Source organism: Pseudomonas sp. S1_G07 (assembly GCF_054668565.1).
Genome location: NZ_CP162778.1, coordinates 3,674,027 through 3,690,153, shown reverse-complemented (window position 1 = coordinate 3,690,153; position 16,127 = coordinate 3,674,027). Strand labels below are relative to the sequence as shown.

Genomic DNA, 16,127 nt, shown 5'->3' with positions numbered 1-16,127 from the left:
CCATGCAACCGATACTGTTCACCGAACGCCTGATCCTGCGCCCGCTGACCCTGGACGATGCCGAGGCTATCCAGCGGCAATTCCCCCATTGGGACGTAGTGCGTTACCTCAACGTCCTGGTGCCCTGGCCCTACCCGGCCGATGGGGCCCGTACGTATCTTGAGCAGCTTGCCCTGCCGGCCATGGCCCGTGGAGAGGAATGGCACTGGTCGATTCGCCTGAAAAGCGCGCCGGAACAACTGATCGGCAACATCAGCCTGATGGATGAGGCCGATAACAACCGCGGTTTTTGGCTCACGCCCGCGTGGCAAGGCCGGGGCCTGATGAGCGAAGCCAGCGCGGCAGTGACCGACTATTGGTTCGGCGTGCTTGAGCGCTCGTTGATGCGTGTGCCCAAGGCCGCGCCCAACCTGGCATCGCGGCGGATTTCCGAGCGCACCGGGATGCGCTTGATCAGAACGCAGGACGCTGAATTTGTCGAAGGCACATTCCCACGGGATCTTTGGGAGATGACCCGCGAAGAATGGCTGAAGGCCCAATCGTGCAAGCGCTGAAGTGCCTGCATTTTTCACCGCGTTCAGTCAGTGATGAAACGCACGCCCGGTTTTTCGCGCTCATCGACCCTCAACTCAAACACATCCGGCCGGGCATAATGCCCCACCACGTCATAGTCATATCGCGCGCGCACCAGGTCATCGGTGTTGATCTGCGCGGTCAGCAGGCCCGCCTCCCCCACCAGCGGCCCGGCGAGGATGTCGCCCATGGGACCGATAATCACGCTGCCGCCGGCAATCAATGGGCGGTCCGCCGGCCAATGGGCGACCTCCACCCCCAATGCCGCGGGTGACGCCTGCACCTGGCAGGCGCTGACCACAAAGCAGCGCCCCTCATGCGCCACATGGCGCATGCTCACCTGCCACATTTCACGTTCGTCCACGGTGGGCGCACACCACACTTGCACGCCTTTTGCGTACATCGCCGTGCGCAGCAGCGGCATCATGTTTTCCCAGCACACCGCGCCGCCGATGCGCCCTACGGCGGTGTCGACCACCGGCAAGGTCGAGCCGTCGCCCTTGCCCCAGATCAGGCGTTCGGTGCCGGTGGGCATCAACTTGCGGTGCTTGGCCACCAGACCAGCGCCGGGTTCGAAATACAACACGGTGCAGTACAGCGTGCTGCCACTGCGTTCGATCACGCCGAGCACCAGGCTGGCCCCGTTACGCGCCGACAGCCCGGCCAGTGCCTCGGTCTCGGCACCCGGCACATCAATGGCGTTGGCAAAGTAACGGGCAAAGGCTTCGCGCCCCTCTGGCAAGCGGTAGCCCAGTTGCGTGCCGAACCCTTCCCCTTTGGGATAGCCGCCGAGCAACGCTTCGGGCATGACCACCAGTTGCGCGCCACTGCGCTTGATCGGGTCTTCATAGCTCAGGATTTGCTCAAGGGTTTCAGCCTTGCCGCCGGGCAAAGATCCAATTTGCAAAGCCGCCACGGTAGAAAAAGGCATCGCGATCACTCCGAATAAGGGGGTTGCCCATTCTCCCGCCAGCCTGGATCATGAATAAAGCCCACCTCAGCACTGAATGATATGAGCCAAATGAATATCGCCCAGGTCGATCTGAACCTGCTGAAAACCTTCGAAGCCCTGCACGATGAGTCCAGCGCCAGTCGCGCAGCATTACGCCTGGGCGTTACCCAATCGGCGATCAGCGCAGGCTTGCGGCGACTGCGCGAGGTGTACGGCGACCCGCTGTTCGTGCGCACCGGGCGCGGCCTGGCACCAACACTGCGGGCCAATCAGTTGAAGCCGGTGATCAGTGAGGCGCTGGACCGTTGCCGCCAGAGCCTGGCGCTGGTCAGCCCGGACAACCCGCATTATCAGGGGCGCTCCGTGGTGCTGGGGCTGTCCGACGATTTTGAAATTGCCTACGGCCGCCGCCTGATGCAGGAGATCGCCCGGCGTTTGCCGAAACTGCGCGTGATCTTTCGCCAGACCCACAGCCAGATCGTTGCCGACGCCTTGCTCGAGCGTACGCTGGACCTGGCGATCACCGCAGGCGGTTTTGCCCAGAACCGGTTGAGTCGACAGGTGTTGACCGAGGGTGATTACCGTTGCCTGGTGGACCCCGACAGCCTGCCAGCGGAGCAGACAGGCATCAGCCTGGAGGAATTTGTCACGCGCGAGCATGTGCTGGTGTCGTCGGGCGGGTTTATCGGCATTACCGATGAGGGGTTGGCAGCCCAAGGCTTGAGCCGCCAGGTATGTGCGTCGACCAGCCACTTTGCCGCGCTGCCGTTTTTGCTCAAGGGCAGCCACGCGGTGGCGACCATTCCGGGGCATGCGGCGCAGGCCATTGCCGATATGACCGGCCTGCGCGTGCTGCGCTGCCCGTTGGCGCTGCCGCGCTACCCGGTGGAGCTGGGCTGGCGCACCCAGGTTCAGCTGGACCCGATGTTGCTGAAAGTGCGCGAGGCGATTGTGGCGAGCTTTACTTCGCCGCCGCCATCAGCTTGTTGACTTCACTGCGCACCATGTTGGAAAACTCTGGCGGTGACAGACCATCGAGTTCTGCGCGTACCCATTCGGCCCACTTGCCCTTGCGCTTGGCACGTTCACCGAACAACCGCGCGGCTTCGCCCTTGGCCTTGCCCAGGTTGGTTTGCCACAGGTCGTAGAGGCGGGACTTTTCATCTTCCAGCTCAGCGCGTTCGGCGAGGGTCTTGTTGGCGAGATTGAAGCTCATGTTGAATTACCTGCTGCACAAATAGGTGACATCTTACACTGTAGGTCTAATTTTCCTGATTCAGATTTTGCCCCGAAGACGTGACCGGCAAAAAAACTGCAACTTTTGCCATCACGTAACACTCCATTGTTCACTGTCACATTTACCCGCAAGGAGTCACACAATGGCCCGCAAAACCGCTGCTCAAACCGCCGCAGACCAAATCAAGGACCAAGCCTTCAGCGAACTCGCCGCCCTGATCGAAGAATCGGACAAACTGCTCAAAAGCAGCGCCAGCCTGGTGGGTGAAGAAGGCGAAACCCTGCGCGAACAGGTTGCCCTCAAGCTCAAGCAGGCCATGGACGCCGTGACCAATGTGCGCGAGCGCAGCAAGCCGGTGGTCGACGCGACCGAAACCTATATCGGTGGCCACCCTTGGCAGACCGTGGCCATTTCCGCCGGCTTCGGCCTGGTGGTGGGTTTGTTGCTGGGTCGCCGCAACTGATTCGCCGGGCTGCGCCCTCGGCGCAGCCCCTTTTCAATCGACCAGCAATGCCTGCAATTGCGCCAGGTCCTGTGACGCCAGTTCAATCCCTGCTTCCAACGACTTCGCCCGCGTACGATGCCGTCGATCCCCCGGCAAACGCCGCAACCCCACCGCATGCATCTGCCGCACCAGTTCCTGGCTGCGTTCGGCGAAGTGTTGCCCGGTGGTTTTGCTCGGGTCGATCAGGATCAGCAGTTGCCCGGTCCAAGGCGTGCGTGCGCCGGGATGATCGGCCCAGTTGAACTCGAAGGAAAAGTGACCGCCCGTCAATGCCGCGGCCAGCAACTCGACCATCATCGACAACGCCGAGCCTTTGTGCCCGCCAAACGGCAACAGCGCACCGCCCTCCAGCACGGCCTTGGGGTCCTGGGTCGGTTGGCCGAGGCTGTCGACGCCCATGCCCGGCGGCAAACGCTCGCCTTTGCGCGCGGCAATCTGCACATCGCCGTGGGCAATGGCGCTGGTGGCCAGGTCGAACACGATGGGGGCACCATCGGCACGCGGTGCGGCAAAGGCAATGGGGTTGGTGCCGAATAACGGGCGGTCGGCGCCATGGGGCACCACGCAGGTCATGCTGTTGACCACGCTCAGGGCCACCAGGCCCTCTTCGGCGAAGGGTTCAACGTCGGGCCACAGGGCGGCAAAGTGATGGGAGTTATGGATCGCCAGCAGCGCAATGCCCGCACTGCGGGCCTTGTCGATCAGCAACGAGCGAGCGGCCGCCAGGGCCGGCTGCGCGAACCCGTTGGCGGCGTCTACCCGCACGAAACCCGAGGCCACATCGCTCACCACCGGTACAGCCTGGCCGTCGACCCAGCCGCTGGCCAGCGTGCTGAGGTAACCGGGGATGCGGAAGATGCCGTGGCTGTGGGCACCATCGCGCTCGGCACTGGCACAATTGTGCGCAAGGATCGCCGCCACCGCAGGCGAGGTCCCATGTTTCACGAACACCGCGTGCAGCAGCGTCACCAGATCGTCAAAGCCGATGAAGGTTGAAGCGCCGTCAAGTATCGGGGACTGGGCAGACATCTATAGCTCCGATTTTATAATTGGAAGAGACAACAACAATCCAGGCCGTCGATTAAACAACGCGCCCGGTGCCTGCTGTCAACGGCCACTTCGAGTCGGCCTCAGTTATCTACCACCGCGCCTCCAGCAACACCGCTTACCTTGGCGCCCCATCACGACCACCTCGATGGAGCGCGTCCATGGCCAACGTCACCCCGCCCTACTTTTTCGATGAATTCCTGCAACCCCTCAAACGTAAGGAACCCACCCCACGCGAGCTTGCGCTGGGGTTCACGCTCAAGGATCTGGAATGGCTGCACACGCTGTATTACGCCACCGACACTGCCCGCCAGGACCGGGCACTGCACGGGTACCCCATGCGGGTGGAGCGGCTGCTGGTCAACCACAACGGCGAACCTGCGACCCCGCTGGCCGGCGCCTTCGTGATGAGCCCAACACCCGACAGTCAAAAGGCGCTGCTCTACACCCCTTATGCCGGCCTGGAGCTGTTCGACAGCCACGCCGCGCTGCTCAGCGAAGTGGCCGAACGCCTGGAACAGCCGCGCCAACGCAGTGACTTGCTGCAATTCGTATCGATCCTCGAGCGCGACGCGCTATCGACCCCGACGCCACTGACGCTGTCCACCGCCCTGATCCCTGGCGCGGTGATGGCGGACCAGGAGCACAGCATTCGCGCCGCCCAGCAAAAAAACGTGGCGGCGATGCTCAGTGAGTTGCGCAAGCTTCCCAGCCTGCGCTGGATGCTCGACACCCTGCTCGCCATCATGGCGCGCCCTTACTTTCCGGGCCTGGACCAGCGCGATACGCGGGTGAATTTTTTCAGCCACACGCTGGCTGGGGAAAACCGCCGCTGGCTGGCATCCGAACCCTTGCGCGATGCGTTGCTGAAGTTTTATATCAAGCACGCGTGGTCGGTGGATCAGACTCACACGTTTTCCAACCCCGCCCATGACACCAGCAGTTTTACCCAGGAACAACTCGACCAGGACCAGCAACGCTGGGATAACGTGATCGAACAAACCAGTGGCACGCTGTCGAGGTTATTGAACAGCCTGCTGCAGACTTACTGGAACGAGGACTTCAACGGCGGCCAGTCACGCCTGGGGTTCTTCGCCCGGGTCATGAGCGACAAGTTCCGCGCCGACCTGCTGCTCAAACACCAGGACAGGGTCCTGACCACCGATGAGCGTCAAAACCTGCAGGCCCTGTTCCTGCCGGACCAGGCCGCGCGTCGCGCTTTCGCCAGCCACATGAGCATCGAAAAAATACGCATCCATGCGCCGTTCCAGCACTACGTCGACCTGGCCAGTACCCTGATGATCAGCAATACCCACGCCTATCTCTACACCCAATCAAGCGGTTTGCAGGTACTCCAGAACCTCAAGGACCTCAACGATACGCTGCTGGCGATGCTGAAAACCGCCGGCCATGAAGACGAACTGCTCAATTTCCTCTCGCTGGAAGAGCGCAGTGTGTTTATCGCCATGGACGCCATACAGGTCACCGGGCATGCGGTGGTCGGCGATGTATTCCAGGAAATGCTCGAGGACATTGTCGCCAAGCAATTCGACAACCTGGAGCATGCACTGAGCCTGTATCGGCGCAGCGCCGGCGGCATCGACCTGGCCGCGCTGCTCGACAGCGCGCTGGACGTACGCGCGATGCTCGACAGTCGTCTGCTGGAGCAAGAAGCTGAAGGGCGCTGGAGCGTGCACCCGATCACCAGCGCCAACGGACGCCCCTCCACAGTGCAGGCGGAAAAAGCCAAGCTGCACGTGCAGCGGCTGCAAGCGGTGGACGCCGCCATGGCGCTGGAACGCCGCCAATACCCGACCCTGCGTGCCCTGGTCGCGCATGCATTGGATGCTGAACTGACCAGAAGGCAACTGGGGCTCAAAGCCGACGAGGTCTACGTCAACACCTACGCCACCCAGGCCAGCGAACGCGAACAACGCCTGCCCGAGACGTCCTTGAGCATGGTCGAGCACTTCATCGCTCGCCTGGGGCGGCAAGCCGAGGCACTGACCGACTCGCCCCAGGCATGGTTCTATGGCCCGCGCAACGCAGGCGCCGCGTACCAACTGCACAACCTCACAACCGACAGCTTCAATGCGGCCATCGAGCAGGTCCTGCCCACTTTTGCGCAAAACGATCTGCGCACCCTGCCCCACCTGCTCCTGCACCATAACCAGACGCACCAGGGCCACGGGATGTTGCAAGGGTTGCGCGGCGAGATGGAACTGAGGCGGTTGGACAAGAGCCTGCCGTCGCGGGCCGTTGCGCTGCTGGACAGTGTGCTGCACGCCGACAGCATGACCCGACTGAACCGCCATGGCCTCAACGGTTTTATAGCGGATGCCTTTGGCCTGACCCTCACGGTCGGCTCCGCGACCCACCCCCTGGCCAATTGTTTCGTGCTGACCGAACGCGGCGGCCTGGACCCCGACAACTCAGGCGCGGCACTGCTGTGGACGCCCCGTCGCGGCTACGAGGCATTTACGTCGATCGAGGTCTTGCGCTCGGCACTGGAACAACGCCTGCAGGATCCCCTGGAGCGCCTGGTCCTGATGGAGAACCTGCCCCTCTCCAAACGCGTTCCCCATCAACCTTGTGGACTTGGCCCACTGCAACGCATCGACGACCACCTGCTGCATGACCGCCAGCAGAGCTTCAGCGACTTCATCCGTGACGAAATTGACCATGTGTTCTCGATAGGACTGAACGCCACGCGCTTTCAGGACTGCATGGACAGCCTGATCGGTCGCGCCGCGCCTTCCAATGTGCCCAGGTCGATTGCCATGGCGCGTGCGACGATCAACCAACAGGCACTGCCGGCCTGGCTGGGCATGGCGCGTCCCCATGAGCAGATCCTGCACGCCGAACTGCTGGAGCAGTACCGCCTCAGCGCACCGGACGAGCGTGACTACCTGCACAGCATCACGCCCATGCGCGCGCAGGTCGTGAGCAGCCTCTCGCGCCTGCTCAATGCTCGTTTTCCCGGCGAGGTGATCGCGCCGGACAACGTCCTGATCCCCGGCCGCATTGACCTGGAGGGCAACACCCAGAGCCTGGTTGATTTCGCCCTGCGCCACCTGCCTGAGTTATGTGCCGACGACATCCGGCCTCGCTCGCGTACCGCCACCCCGTTACCGGCAGCACTGGACGGCAGTGCCGTCGTGCAGTTGGTTCGGCAACTGGATTTGAAAAACCTGTACCAGCAACGGCTGGCCACTCACCTCGGCGGCCAGAGCGAAGACACCCGCGAACGCCGCCGACTGTTCTGCCGGCAGTTGCCCTGGCAATTGCTGCAATACGCCCATGAGCACACGCTCGAGGAGCGGCTGTCCGCGTCGGCCTGGGGCGTTATCCAGCAAGTCTTCGATATGCCCGATGCCCTGGCGCGCGCGGCCGTGCAGAGCGCATCGGCGATGATTCGCCCTCTTGAACTGATTGCCACCCAGGGCGCAACGTTGGCCAAGGCCCTGGGTTGCTACCTGATCGGCCCGACGGCGGGGACGTCCGGCCCCCTTGTGCTGTTCGCACCGTACAGCCCCACGCACTTATTGAAGGAGTACGCCGATGAAACAGCGTTGCTCCATGAGTTCACCACTCCCGGCGCGCTACAGGAGTGGGTCTTGGGCCAATTGGCAGTCTCGCATCAAGCCACTTACCGCAACTTGCTGGGCCAGCGCTGGCACCGCGGGCTGGCGGAGATCCGTCTCGGCCGCTCGCCCATTTCCGGCAACCTGCTCAAACAGCTGTTCCAGGATAATTCAGACATGCTGTCGCAGATGCTGGCCAGCCAGTTTGAACGGTCGGGCAAGGCACACTGGGACGCGGTCACCAGCCTGTTCACCCAAGGGATTCCCAAAGGCTTGCAGTTTATCGCCGGCAAGCTGACCTATCCGCTGGTGGTGTGGCGCAGCTACGCACTGTTCAAGCGTTCCGCCGAGGACCTGCAGCAACACCGCTGGCAAGACGCGCTGAAAACCTTTGCCAGTGGCGTGGCCGAACTCGCCTCCCTGCGCACCGAGCTGGACAGGCTCCTGCCCCAGACCCCGCCGCCGGAAGAACCCGCCCCCCTGGAGCAATGGTTGCAAGCCCCTCAACCCGCCGCCCCGTCGCTGGCGGACCTGCATCTGACGGCATCGCAACGCACCCGGCTGCAAGCGTTTGAAGACCACGAGACGGCACTGGAAGATTTACAGCAGAGCGCACTGACCCACGTTTACCGGGATGAGGCCACCACCCGCAGTTTTGTACCCCTGGCGGGTAAGGTGTATGCGGTCAAAAAAGCCGGTGACCATTGGCGCTTGAGCCAGGGTGAACAGCATGGCCCCTATGTCCAGCGCAACGCCCGGGGAGAATGGGTGCTGGACCTCGACCGCCATCACCCGCGCTTTGGCAAGACCTTGAGTCGCCACGTCGACAGGCTCAGGACGCGGGAGGCCGAACGCCTGGCCCTCAATATCGAAGCCGTGGGCATGCGTGAAATAGCCGCATTGTCGAGCTGGAAAGCCCAGTGCATTGACGAGGCGCTCAACGTCGCGACGTACTACACGGTTACCTGCAAACGCAACCTCCTGCACTTCGCCGCATTGCGCCGACTCGACAGCCGACTCGGGCGGTTTTTAAGCGAGTTGTTCGGCGTCGTCAGCCTGACGCCCGAACAGGTGCAACGCATTGAGCGACGCGTCGATGAAGTGCTCAATGAGTTGGTCAACCACACCCTGATCGGCCCCGACTCCATGCGCTTTGTCTGTGGCACCCATCGCCACTGCGCGCAGGACACCTATGCCTTCATCCTGCCGGAAGATGCCGACCTCAAGATCTACCTGCTGGACCGCTTCTTCGACCCGCCCATGGACATCTATCAGAACCGCCTGAACATTCCGTTCAATCTCTCGGCCCATGCACGGGCGACCGTGTTGATTCACGAGATCACCCACCTCAAATCCTCCACCGAGGACCTGGCTTACCTGGACAGCATGCGGCCGTTTCCGGACCTGATTAACGTCAATATCAGCGGTGCCAGGTTGATGAAGACCGACTTGAACGACTTGCGCGAAAACGCGCTGTCCCTCAGCACGCCGGTGACGATGCTGTTCAAGACGTGGGACGAGTTCACACAAGAGTGGGAGGACTTCGAAAAACCACTCAAGCAGAAGGTCTTGAGTACCACCGGTACACGCAACCTTGATGACGCCCGGGCGATGTTCATGGGCAACAGCGACAAGCGTATCGACACCATCCTGGCCAACGCCGATTCGGTGGCCTACATGATCAGCCAACTGGGACGGGAACTGGATGCGGGAGCCTGAACAGGCTCCCGGCGAGGGCAAATCAGTCTTTCTGATCGCGCAGGATGTTGCCGGAAGCGCCGTCGATGCGGGCTTCGTACACGGTGCCGTCGGACTTGCGCCCTTTGACTTCCCAATAACCGTTGTCGTCGGCTTCGGCCGCATAGACCTCGACGTAACCGCCTTTGGTCTTGGCCACTTCAATGGCTTTTTCGATGGGGATCCAGCCTGCGCCTGGCTTGTCAGCCAAGGCGGCACCGGCACTGAGCAGGGCGGAGGTTGCACATAGGGCGACTAAGGTTTTTTTCAGCATGTCAGTACTCCATTGTGGGAATCACGGACGCTTGTCCTGAGATTTTTAGGTGCTGACAAACGAGAATAAGTTCCAATTGATATGCAATCGCCATGACGGCGGTTCTCGCCGTCTGCGTTGGGAGGTTAGAATGTGCGAAATCAGGATGTATTAATGAGCGAAAAGTCCGTTTCAGAAGCCGAATATGACGCCATCACCGACGCCGCAGCGCATTGGTGCATGCGGCTGCACGCCAGTGATTGCACGCGTGACGAACGCGAGGCTTTTGAACAGTGGCACGACTCCCACCCGCTGCACGCCTTTGAATACGCAGCCATGCTGGAGATCTGGGACGTCGCCGAGCACCTGCCGCGCCCTGCGCCCACCGCCGCTGCCAGGGTGTCCAAACCCCTCAGCCGACTGCGCATCTACGCCGTTGCGGCGGCGATCTGCCTGGTCGCGTTGCCGCTGGCCGCCTTCACCGGCTGGCAGGCGGGCTGGTTGCCACGTTCCTATGAGCGGTTCGAAGCCACTCAAGGGTTGCGCCAGATTACTCTGGGTGACGGCAGCCAAGTGGAGCTCAACCTTGGCACCGAGCTGGTCTACAGCCGTTACAAGGATGAGCGCCGGGTCACGCTGAAAAAAGGCGAAGCGTTTTTCAAGGTCAGCCATGACCGCGCGCATCCGTTCATCGTGCATGCCGGCGCAGGTCAGGTGCAGGTGACGGGGACTCAGTTCAACGTCTGGAAATATGACGACCAGGTACGGGTCACGCTGGTCGAAGGTTCGGTACAGATTGCCAGCGATCAGGCTCACGGCAGTGTGCCTCTGACCCCTGGCATGCAGGCCAGCTATCAACAGGGCGACGCGACACCACGGGTACGGACGCTCACTCCCGACGACAGCACGCTGGCCTGGCGCCAGGGCAAGCTGATCCTCGACAACCTGGCCCTGGCCGATGCATTGCCGCTGATCAACCGCTACCTGAACAAACCGGTGATGCTGGCAGACGCCAGCACCGGGACCATTCGTATCGGCGGTATCTACAACATCACTGAGGTCGGCAACCTCATCCCCTCCTTGCCCAAGGTTTTGCCGGTCTACCTGACCCAGAACCAGGACGGCAACCCCGTACTCAACGCCATCCCGCGTAAAGCCCCCAAAAGCTGAACCTCGCCTGCGGGTTTGGGCCTTGCCGCGCCCATAGTGTCCATTTTTTTAACATCGCCGTCCCCTGGATCGCCCATGCCGCGCGGGTTCATCGTTTTGTCATGCAGACTGTTACAGCGTTGATACAGTCAGGTGAATCGTTTCTCGGACGGCAGCTGTATCAGCCCTGAAACAGCGTTGACGGCATTTTGCCTGCTTGCAAATACAACCTATTGAATAAAAAGGACTATTTAAAAGCGGCACGGCTTCTGCTCTATCCCTTACAGCGCTGTTTAGGGTCAGCGCGAAGAATAGGGAATGCCGCCGTGACCACACTCACTCAAGGTTCGATGAACGTACTGCTGATCAGCTGTGTACTCAGCGTCGGCATCAGTGCGCCGAGCTTTGCAGGCGACGGCGTGATCGTGACAGGCCGCAACGTACAGGCTCATATGTACGGTCGTGCGGCCTTCGGCAAGGACCCCTACCCCACCACGGTCAACGCCAATCCCAGCCAGGAAATCATGGCCGTTACCGGCGAACTCAGTGACCGCGACATCGGTGGTGTCAGCAGCGGTTCGAGCATCGTGCGTGCCATTCAACCCAATTCCAGCTTGAACGGTCTGCATGCCACCCCAAGCAGCATGTCGACCCTGGGGGCCGGCTCTGCCGCCGGTCATGGCAGCGGCAGCAGCATGGGCGGGCAGATCAGCGACTCGATTCAGCGCGGCATGGCTCCCCTGAATAACATCGGCAGCATGATGGGGGGCAAATAATGAAGCGCTCACTGCTCATCCTCGCCCTGCTGGCCAGCGCCCCGGCTTTCGCCGACGACAACGCCGTGATCAACAACAGCGGCACACAGTACGGCGGTGTCCTGTCGATCAACCAGGCGGCCGGCAACCAGCAACAAATGTCCAACAGCCGCTCCATCGCGGTGGGTGGCCGGGCCACCAACGTCAATATCCAGCGTCTGGACGGCAACGTCGACCCGTCCCTGAACGCCAAGGCGGCGATCCAGGGCAACGCTTTTACCAGCGGCAACGGTGTACTGGGCATCAACCAGACCGCCGGGGCCAATAACCAATCAATCAATGCGGTGCGGATCAGTATCAACCCTGGCCCGCAAAGCATCGACGACAGCGTCCTGTTGCAACAGAACACCACGACGCTGGCAGCCGACTCAGGTCTCACCCCCACCACTGGCAGCCGCCAGGTCGTTACCAGCGACCAGGCCTTCACCGGCAGCCGAGGAGTGATTCAGGTGAACCAGAGTGCCGGGGTGGGGAACCGAGTGGCTAACACCCTGGGCATCACTATCAAGTAACCGCTTGGTAGCAGTAGCACTTGCTGGACCGTACCAACACTTAACCCACTATTAGAAGCAAGGAGAAACACCATGAAACCTCAAATGGCTCTCAAACCAATGGTTTTCGCTCTGGCCGCGCTCATGGCTGCCGCTGCTCAAGCAAATGGCTGGCACCCTGAGCCTAAACCCACCGGCACCATTGCCGCTGTCGTGACGGATGTGCAAAACAGCGCAGTCAACAAGTTCGACGACACCAACACCAAAAACAACGCTTCGGCCGATAACTCGGTCAACGGCAACAGCGGTAACACCGGGGTTAACGTTCAAGCCGGCAGTGGCAACGAAGCCGACAACTCTGCCGCCATCACCAGCGCCAAAAGCGATGCGGAGGACGTATTCGCTATGGTCCAGGTGAACCAGAACAGCGGGCTGAACAGCTTCGTCAACAAAGGCACGCAAAACAACGCTTCCCTGGATAGCTCGATTAACGGCAACTCCGGCAACCTGGGTTACAACGGCCAGGCCGGTCAAGGCAACCAGGGTAAAAACAACCTGGCTATCGTGACCGCCGATGGTAAAAACATCGCCGCCGCCGCCAACACCGAGCAAAACTCGCTGGGCAACAGCTACCTGAACGCAGCCGCTACCAGCCATGGCTATGGCTATGGCCATGGCGGCAACGCTCAGTACGTGTCCAACAACTCCAGCCTCGACAACTCGGTTAACCGCAACTCCGGCAACGTAGGTGTGAACCTGCAATCCGGCTCGGGCAACCAAGGCAGCAACAGCCTGTCGATCGGTCAAGGTTGCACCGTCTGCGCCAGCGGCGTGCGCTTCTGATCCAACGGGGCCTTGGCAACAAGGCCCTTTTTTATTCCCGTGTCCAGCAGGTCATACGATCATGCGCCTCGCGACCCTCACCCTCCTGATGTTGCTCACCGGCCCCGCGTGGGCAGGCACCATGGCGATCTCCGCCATGCCTGGCGGTGCGGTGATCTTCAAGAAGGTCGAGAGCATCCGTGAACGCCGGTTCGCCAACCTGGTGGAACAGAAAACCGATTTCAGCTGCGGTGCCGCGGCACTCGCGACCATCCTGCGCCAAGCCTACTGGCTGGACGTCGACGAAGATCACATCATCAAAGGCATGCTGGTCACCGCTGACCAGGATCTGGTGCGAACCCAGGGCTTTTCCATGCTGGACATGAAGCGTTACCTCGAAAGCATCGGCATGCGTGCCCGGGGCTACAAGATCGGGGCAGAGACCCTGGTCACCGTAAAAATCCCCGTGGTGGTGCTGCTGGAAATTCGTGGCTACAAGCACTTCGTGGTGATGCAGCGCGCCGACAAGGACTGGGTCTATATCGGCGACCCGGTGCTGGGCCACAAGCGCTATTCGCATGACGACTTCGTCAAGGGCTGGAATGGCATCGTTTTCGCCGTGCTGGGTGAGGGTTACGACAAGGCCAATGTCTTGCTCGACCCGCCCGCTCCGCTGACCGCCAAGAGCCAGATGAATGAGTTCAGGCCCGTAGGCGATGCCGAGCTGATGGATTTCGGTTTCATCCAGAGCGACTTCTTCTAAGAAGCGCAATAAGGGGCAGGAAGCTCCAGGAGCAGAAGATGAACACCTCCCGTTGGCTGACGGTCATGTGTCTGGCAGCCTCGATGCCCGCTTATGCTTCATCGGCATTCAAACCGATTGAACTCAAGGATTCGGAAATGGCCGATCTGCGCGGCCGTTACGTCATGCCAGGACGCATCATCAGCTTCGGCATTGTCATGAGCAGCACCTGGACCAATGCCGTGGGCGACTCCATCACGGGCAAGGCCAGCATGCAGGTCGACTCCTCGACCATCACCCCGCAGTTCTATGTGCAAACCACCGGATCGAGCGGCAACGGTACGAACCCGAACACCGGTACCGGCACGGTCACCGGCGGCGCCGGCCTGGGCAGCGGCCAAGGCGTGACGCAAAGCGTGCGCACCGCCGGCGATGGCAACACCGCTTATAACAACGTAGGGATCACCGTCGAGAACGGCCTTGCCCCCGCCAACCTCGCGCAATCGGGGCAAGTGCTGGTGGCCGGCGGCACCGTAACCGGCGACAGCGCGGCAGGCCGTGTGAGCGTGTCGGCCAACAATGGCGGCTTGCAGATGGCGATCCAGGCCAACCACAACCAGGGCAACAGCCTGCAGCAGATCGGTAGCGGGAATGTGCTGCAGGGCACGGTTTTGACCGGCAACACCAATTTCGTCAATAACATGACCCAGCTCAATGTCGTGATGAACAACAACGCGTTGAATAACGGAGCGTTGAACTGCAATTTGGATCAACTCAAGGCCCTACGCACTTTCGGTTATTGAACTACGCTGACCCTCGTCATTCATGCATTGAAAAAGGACGGCTTATTTCATGCCTCGATCGTTATCGCTCCGCGCGGTGGTTTGTTTAAGTACGCTCTTGCCCGCATCCATCCTGTATGCCGCGCCAGATGCTGATATCGAAACCCTCAAACAGGAACTCCTGGAACTCAAGCAGCGATACGAGGTACAACAAAAAGCCCTGGCCGTGCTGGAGCAACGCGTACGTCAGGTCGAAGACCAACCGGCGAACCCGGCGCCCAAGCGCCTGGCCAAATCCCCGGCAGACTTTCAGAAAGCCAGCGGTGCCACGGTCGCAGGCACGGGCGCGGCCGCGGCCTCCGGTGGTGCCGGGGGCGGCGGCAGTTCGTATGGCCAGTCCCTCAAGGACGACTCGGCCCCCGCGCAAAGCGTGAGCAACCTCTATAACGAAGCCAGTGGCTTTTTCGGCAATGGCAAGTTCAGCTTTGAAACTGGCGTCACCTATGCGCGTTACGACGCCCGCCAGTTGACCCTCAACGGCTTCCTGGCACTGGACTCGATCTTCCTGGGCAATATCAACCTGGACCGGATCAAGTCCGACAACTGGACACTCGACCTGACCGGACGCTACAACGTCGACAACCGTTGGCAGTTCGACGTGAACGTGCCGGTGGTGTACCGCGAATCGACCTACCAGTCGGCCGGCGCCGGCAACAACGGCACGGCGACCTCGGAGCAATCGGTTACGCGCGACCCGACCATCGGCGACGTCAACTTCGGTGTGGCCTACAAGTTCCTCGACGAAACCCCCACCCTCCCGGACGCCGTGGTGTCGGTACGGGTCAAGGCGCCTACGGGCAAAGAACCGTTTGGTATCAAGCTGATCAAAACACCGGGCAACGACAACCTGTTCGTGCCGGAAAGCCTGCCCACCGGCAATGGCGTCTGGTCGGTCACCCCGGGCATTTCCCTGGTCAAGACCTTCGACCCGGCGGTGTTGTTTGGCTCGCTGTCCTACACCCACAACTTCGAAGACTCGTTTGACGACATCAGCAGTGACGTCAACCAGAAGGTCGGCGGCAAGGTCAGCCTGGGCGACAGCTTCCAGTTCGGCGTCGGCGTCGCCTTCGCGCTCAACGAGAAGATGAGCATGTCGTTCTCGGTGTCCGACCTGGTACAACGCAAAAGCCGGCTCAAGCCCAATGGCGGCGACTGGCAGTCGGTGGTGTCCAGCGATGCCAACGCCGGTTACTTCAACGTGGGCATGACGATTGCGGCCTCGGATAACCTGACGATCGTGCCGAACCTGGCGATCGGCATGACGGATGATGCGCCGGACTTTACGTTCAGCCTGAAATTCCCTTACTACTTCTGAAGCGCACACAAGGAAAAGCCCCGCAACGATAAGGGTCGTTGCGGGGCTTTTCGGTTTACCCGC

The 16,127-nt window shown here is 61.2% G+C and carries 15 protein-coding genes; 11 read left to right on the top strand and 4 right to left on the bottom strand.

Annotated features, from left to right (window positions below; all coding sequences use genetic code 11):
• Positions 1-2 precede the first annotated feature (2 nt).
• Positions 3-554, top strand: coding sequence for a GNAT family N-acetyltransferase (locus tag AB4O05_RS16965; RefSeq protein ID WP_460136489.1), 552 nt, complete (start codon positions 3-5; stop codon positions 552-554).
• 23 nt (positions 555-577) lie between these two features.
• Here the strand turns inward: AB4O05_RS16965 and AB4O05_RS16960 are convergent, their stop codons facing one another.
• Positions 578-1,504 (bottom strand): carbon-nitrogen hydrolase family protein, encoded by a 927-nt coding sequence (locus tag AB4O05_RS16960; RefSeq protein ID WP_460136490.1) that lies wholly within the window; start codon positions 1,502-1,504, stop codon positions 578-580.
• 90 nt (positions 1,505-1,594) lie between these two features.
• Here AB4O05_RS16960 and AB4O05_RS16955 point away from each other — a divergent pair, with 90 nt between their 5' ends.
• Entirely contained in the window at positions 1,595-2,515 is a 921-nt protein-coding gene (locus tag AB4O05_RS16955; protein WP_460136491.1) for a LysR family transcriptional regulator, read from the top strand.
• Here AB4O05_RS16955 and AB4O05_RS16950 read toward each other — a convergent pair.
• Positions 2,487-2,741, bottom strand: coding sequence for a hypothetical protein (locus AB4O05_RS16950; RefSeq protein ID WP_460136492.1), 255 nt, complete (start codon positions 2,739-2,741; stop codon positions 2,487-2,489). The two genes, AB4O05_RS16955 and AB4O05_RS16950, sit on opposite strands and share 29 nt — an antisense overlap.
• A gap of 163 nt (positions 2,742-2,904) precedes the next feature.
• On the opposite strand from AB4O05_RS16950, the gene AB4O05_RS16945 reads away from it, so the two are divergent.
• The gene (locus AB4O05_RS16945; RefSeq protein ID WP_460136493.1) at positions 2,905-3,225 is read left to right on the top strand and encodes an ElaB/YgaM/YqjD family protein; all 321 of its coding nucleotides are present in this window, start codon (positions 2,905-2,907) and stop codon (positions 3,223-3,225) included.
• Between the two features lie 33 nt (positions 3,226-3,258).
• On the opposite strand, the gene AB4O05_RS16940 is transcribed toward AB4O05_RS16945, so the two are convergent.
• Entirely contained in the window at positions 3,259-4,296 is a 1,038-nt protein-coding gene (locus AB4O05_RS16940; protein WP_460136494.1) for an Ldh family oxidoreductase, read from the bottom strand.
• A gap of 179 nt (positions 4,297-4,475) precedes the next feature.
• Here AB4O05_RS16940 and AB4O05_RS16935 point away from each other — a divergent pair, with 179 nt between their 5' ends.
• Positions 4,476-9,617 (top strand): dermonecrotic toxin domain-containing protein, encoded by a 5,142-nt coding sequence (locus tag AB4O05_RS16935; protein ID WP_460136495.1) that lies wholly within the window; start codon positions 4,476-4,478, stop codon positions 9,615-9,617.
• Between the two features lie 22 nt (positions 9,618-9,639).
• Here AB4O05_RS16935 and AB4O05_RS16930 read toward each other — a convergent pair whose 3' ends face one another.
• A complete protein-coding gene (locus AB4O05_RS16930; RefSeq protein ID WP_065910618.1) occupies positions 9,640-9,909 on the bottom strand; it encodes a PepSY domain-containing protein in 270 nt (89 codons plus the stop codon).
• Positions 9,910-10,062: 153 nt separating this feature from the next.
• Here AB4O05_RS16930 and AB4O05_RS16925 point away from each other — a divergent pair, with 153 nt between their 5' ends.
• The 7 genes from AB4O05_RS16925 (at position 10,063) to AB4O05_RS16895 (ending at position 16,064) form a co-directional block, all read left to right on the top strand.
• Positions 10,063-11,058: a FecR family protein gene (locus AB4O05_RS16925; RefSeq protein WP_460136496.1), complete on the top strand. Its 996-nt coding sequence runs from the start codon at positions 10,063-10,065 to the stop codon at positions 11,056-11,058.
• 305 nt (positions 11,059-11,363) lie between these two features.
• Entirely contained in the window at positions 11,364-11,813 is a 450-nt protein-coding gene (locus tag AB4O05_RS16920) for a hypothetical protein (protein ID WP_460164755.1), read from the top strand.
• Positions 11,813-12,364, top strand: a complete 552-nt coding sequence (locus AB4O05_RS16915; protein ID WP_460136497.1) for an adhesin — start codon at positions 11,813-11,815, stop codon at positions 12,362-12,364. Before AB4O05_RS16920 ends, AB4O05_RS16915 begins: the two co-directional genes overlap by 1 nt.
• Positions 12,365-12,436: 72 nt before the next feature.
• Entirely contained in the window at positions 12,437-13,186 is a 750-nt protein-coding gene (locus AB4O05_RS16910) for a hypothetical protein (protein WP_460136498.1), read from the top strand.
• 61 nt (positions 13,187-13,247) lie between these two features.
• On the top strand, positions 13,248-13,928 hold the full coding sequence (locus tag AB4O05_RS16905; RefSeq protein WP_460136499.1) for a C39 family peptidase: 681 nt from the start codon (positions 13,248-13,250) through the stop codon (positions 13,926-13,928).
• Between the two features lie 38 nt (positions 13,929-13,966).
• The gene (locus AB4O05_RS16900; RefSeq protein WP_460136500.1) at positions 13,967-14,710 is read left to right on the top strand and encodes a hypothetical protein; all 744 of its coding nucleotides are present in this window, start codon (positions 13,967-13,969) and stop codon (positions 14,708-14,710) included.
• Positions 14,711-14,759: 49 nt separating this feature from the next.
• Positions 14,760-16,064: a hypothetical protein gene (locus tag AB4O05_RS16895; RefSeq protein ID WP_460136501.1), complete on the top strand. Its 1,305-nt coding sequence runs from the start codon at positions 14,760-14,762 to the stop codon at positions 16,062-16,064.
• Positions 16,065-16,127 lie beyond the last annotated feature (63 nt).

What these genes read in the sequence shown, in the direction of transcription:
- AB4O05_RS16965 (WP_460136489.1), top strand. Translation starts at nt 3, where the DNA reads ATGCAACCGATACTGTTCACCGAACGCCTGATCCTGCGCCCGCTGACC.
- AB4O05_RS16960 (WP_460136490.1), bottom strand. Translation starts at nt 1,504, where the DNA reads ATGCCTTTTTCTACCGTGGCGGCTTTGCAAATTGGATCTTTGCCCGGC.
- AB4O05_RS16955 (WP_460136491.1), top strand. Translation starts at nt 1,595, where the DNA reads ATGAATATCGCCCAGGTCGATCTGAACCTGCTGAAAACCTTCGAAGCC.
- AB4O05_RS16950 (WP_460136492.1), bottom strand. Translation starts at nt 2,741, where the DNA reads ATGAGCTTCAATCTCGCCAACAAGACCCTCGCCGAACGCGCTGAGCTG.
- AB4O05_RS16945 (WP_460136493.1), top strand. Translation starts at nt 2,905, where the DNA reads ATGGCCCGCAAAACCGCTGCTCAAACCGCCGCAGACCAAATCAAGGAC.
- AB4O05_RS16940 (WP_460136494.1), bottom strand. Translation starts at nt 4,296, where the DNA reads ATGTCTGCCCAGTCCCCGATACTTGACGGCGCTTCAACCTTCATCGGC.
- AB4O05_RS16935 (WP_460136495.1), top strand. Translation starts at nt 4,476, where the DNA reads ATGGCCAACGTCACCCCGCCCTACTTTTTCGATGAATTCCTGCAACCC.
- AB4O05_RS16930 (WP_065910618.1), bottom strand. Translation starts at nt 9,909, where the DNA reads ATGCTGAAAAAAACCTTAGTCGCCCTATGTGCAACCTCCGCCCTGCTC.
- AB4O05_RS16925 (WP_460136496.1), top strand. Translation starts at nt 10,063, where the DNA reads ATGAGCGAAAAGTCCGTTTCAGAAGCCGAATATGACGCCATCACCGAC.
- AB4O05_RS16915 (WP_460136497.1), top strand. Translation starts at nt 11,813, where the DNA reads ATGAAGCGCTCACTGCTCATCCTCGCCCTGCTGGCCAGCGCCCCGGCT.
- AB4O05_RS16910 (WP_460136498.1), top strand. Translation starts at nt 12,437, where the DNA reads ATGAAACCTCAAATGGCTCTCAAACCAATGGTTTTCGCTCTGGCCGCG.
- AB4O05_RS16905 (WP_460136499.1), top strand. Translation starts at nt 13,248, where the DNA reads ATGCGCCTCGCGACCCTCACCCTCCTGATGTTGCTCACCGGCCCCGCG.
- AB4O05_RS16900 (WP_460136500.1), top strand. Translation starts at nt 13,967, where the DNA reads ATGAACACCTCCCGTTGGCTGACGGTCATGTGTCTGGCAGCCTCGATG.
- AB4O05_RS16895 (WP_460136501.1), top strand. Translation starts at nt 14,760, where the DNA reads ATGCCTCGATCGTTATCGCTCCGCGCGGTGGTTTGTTTAAGTACGCTC.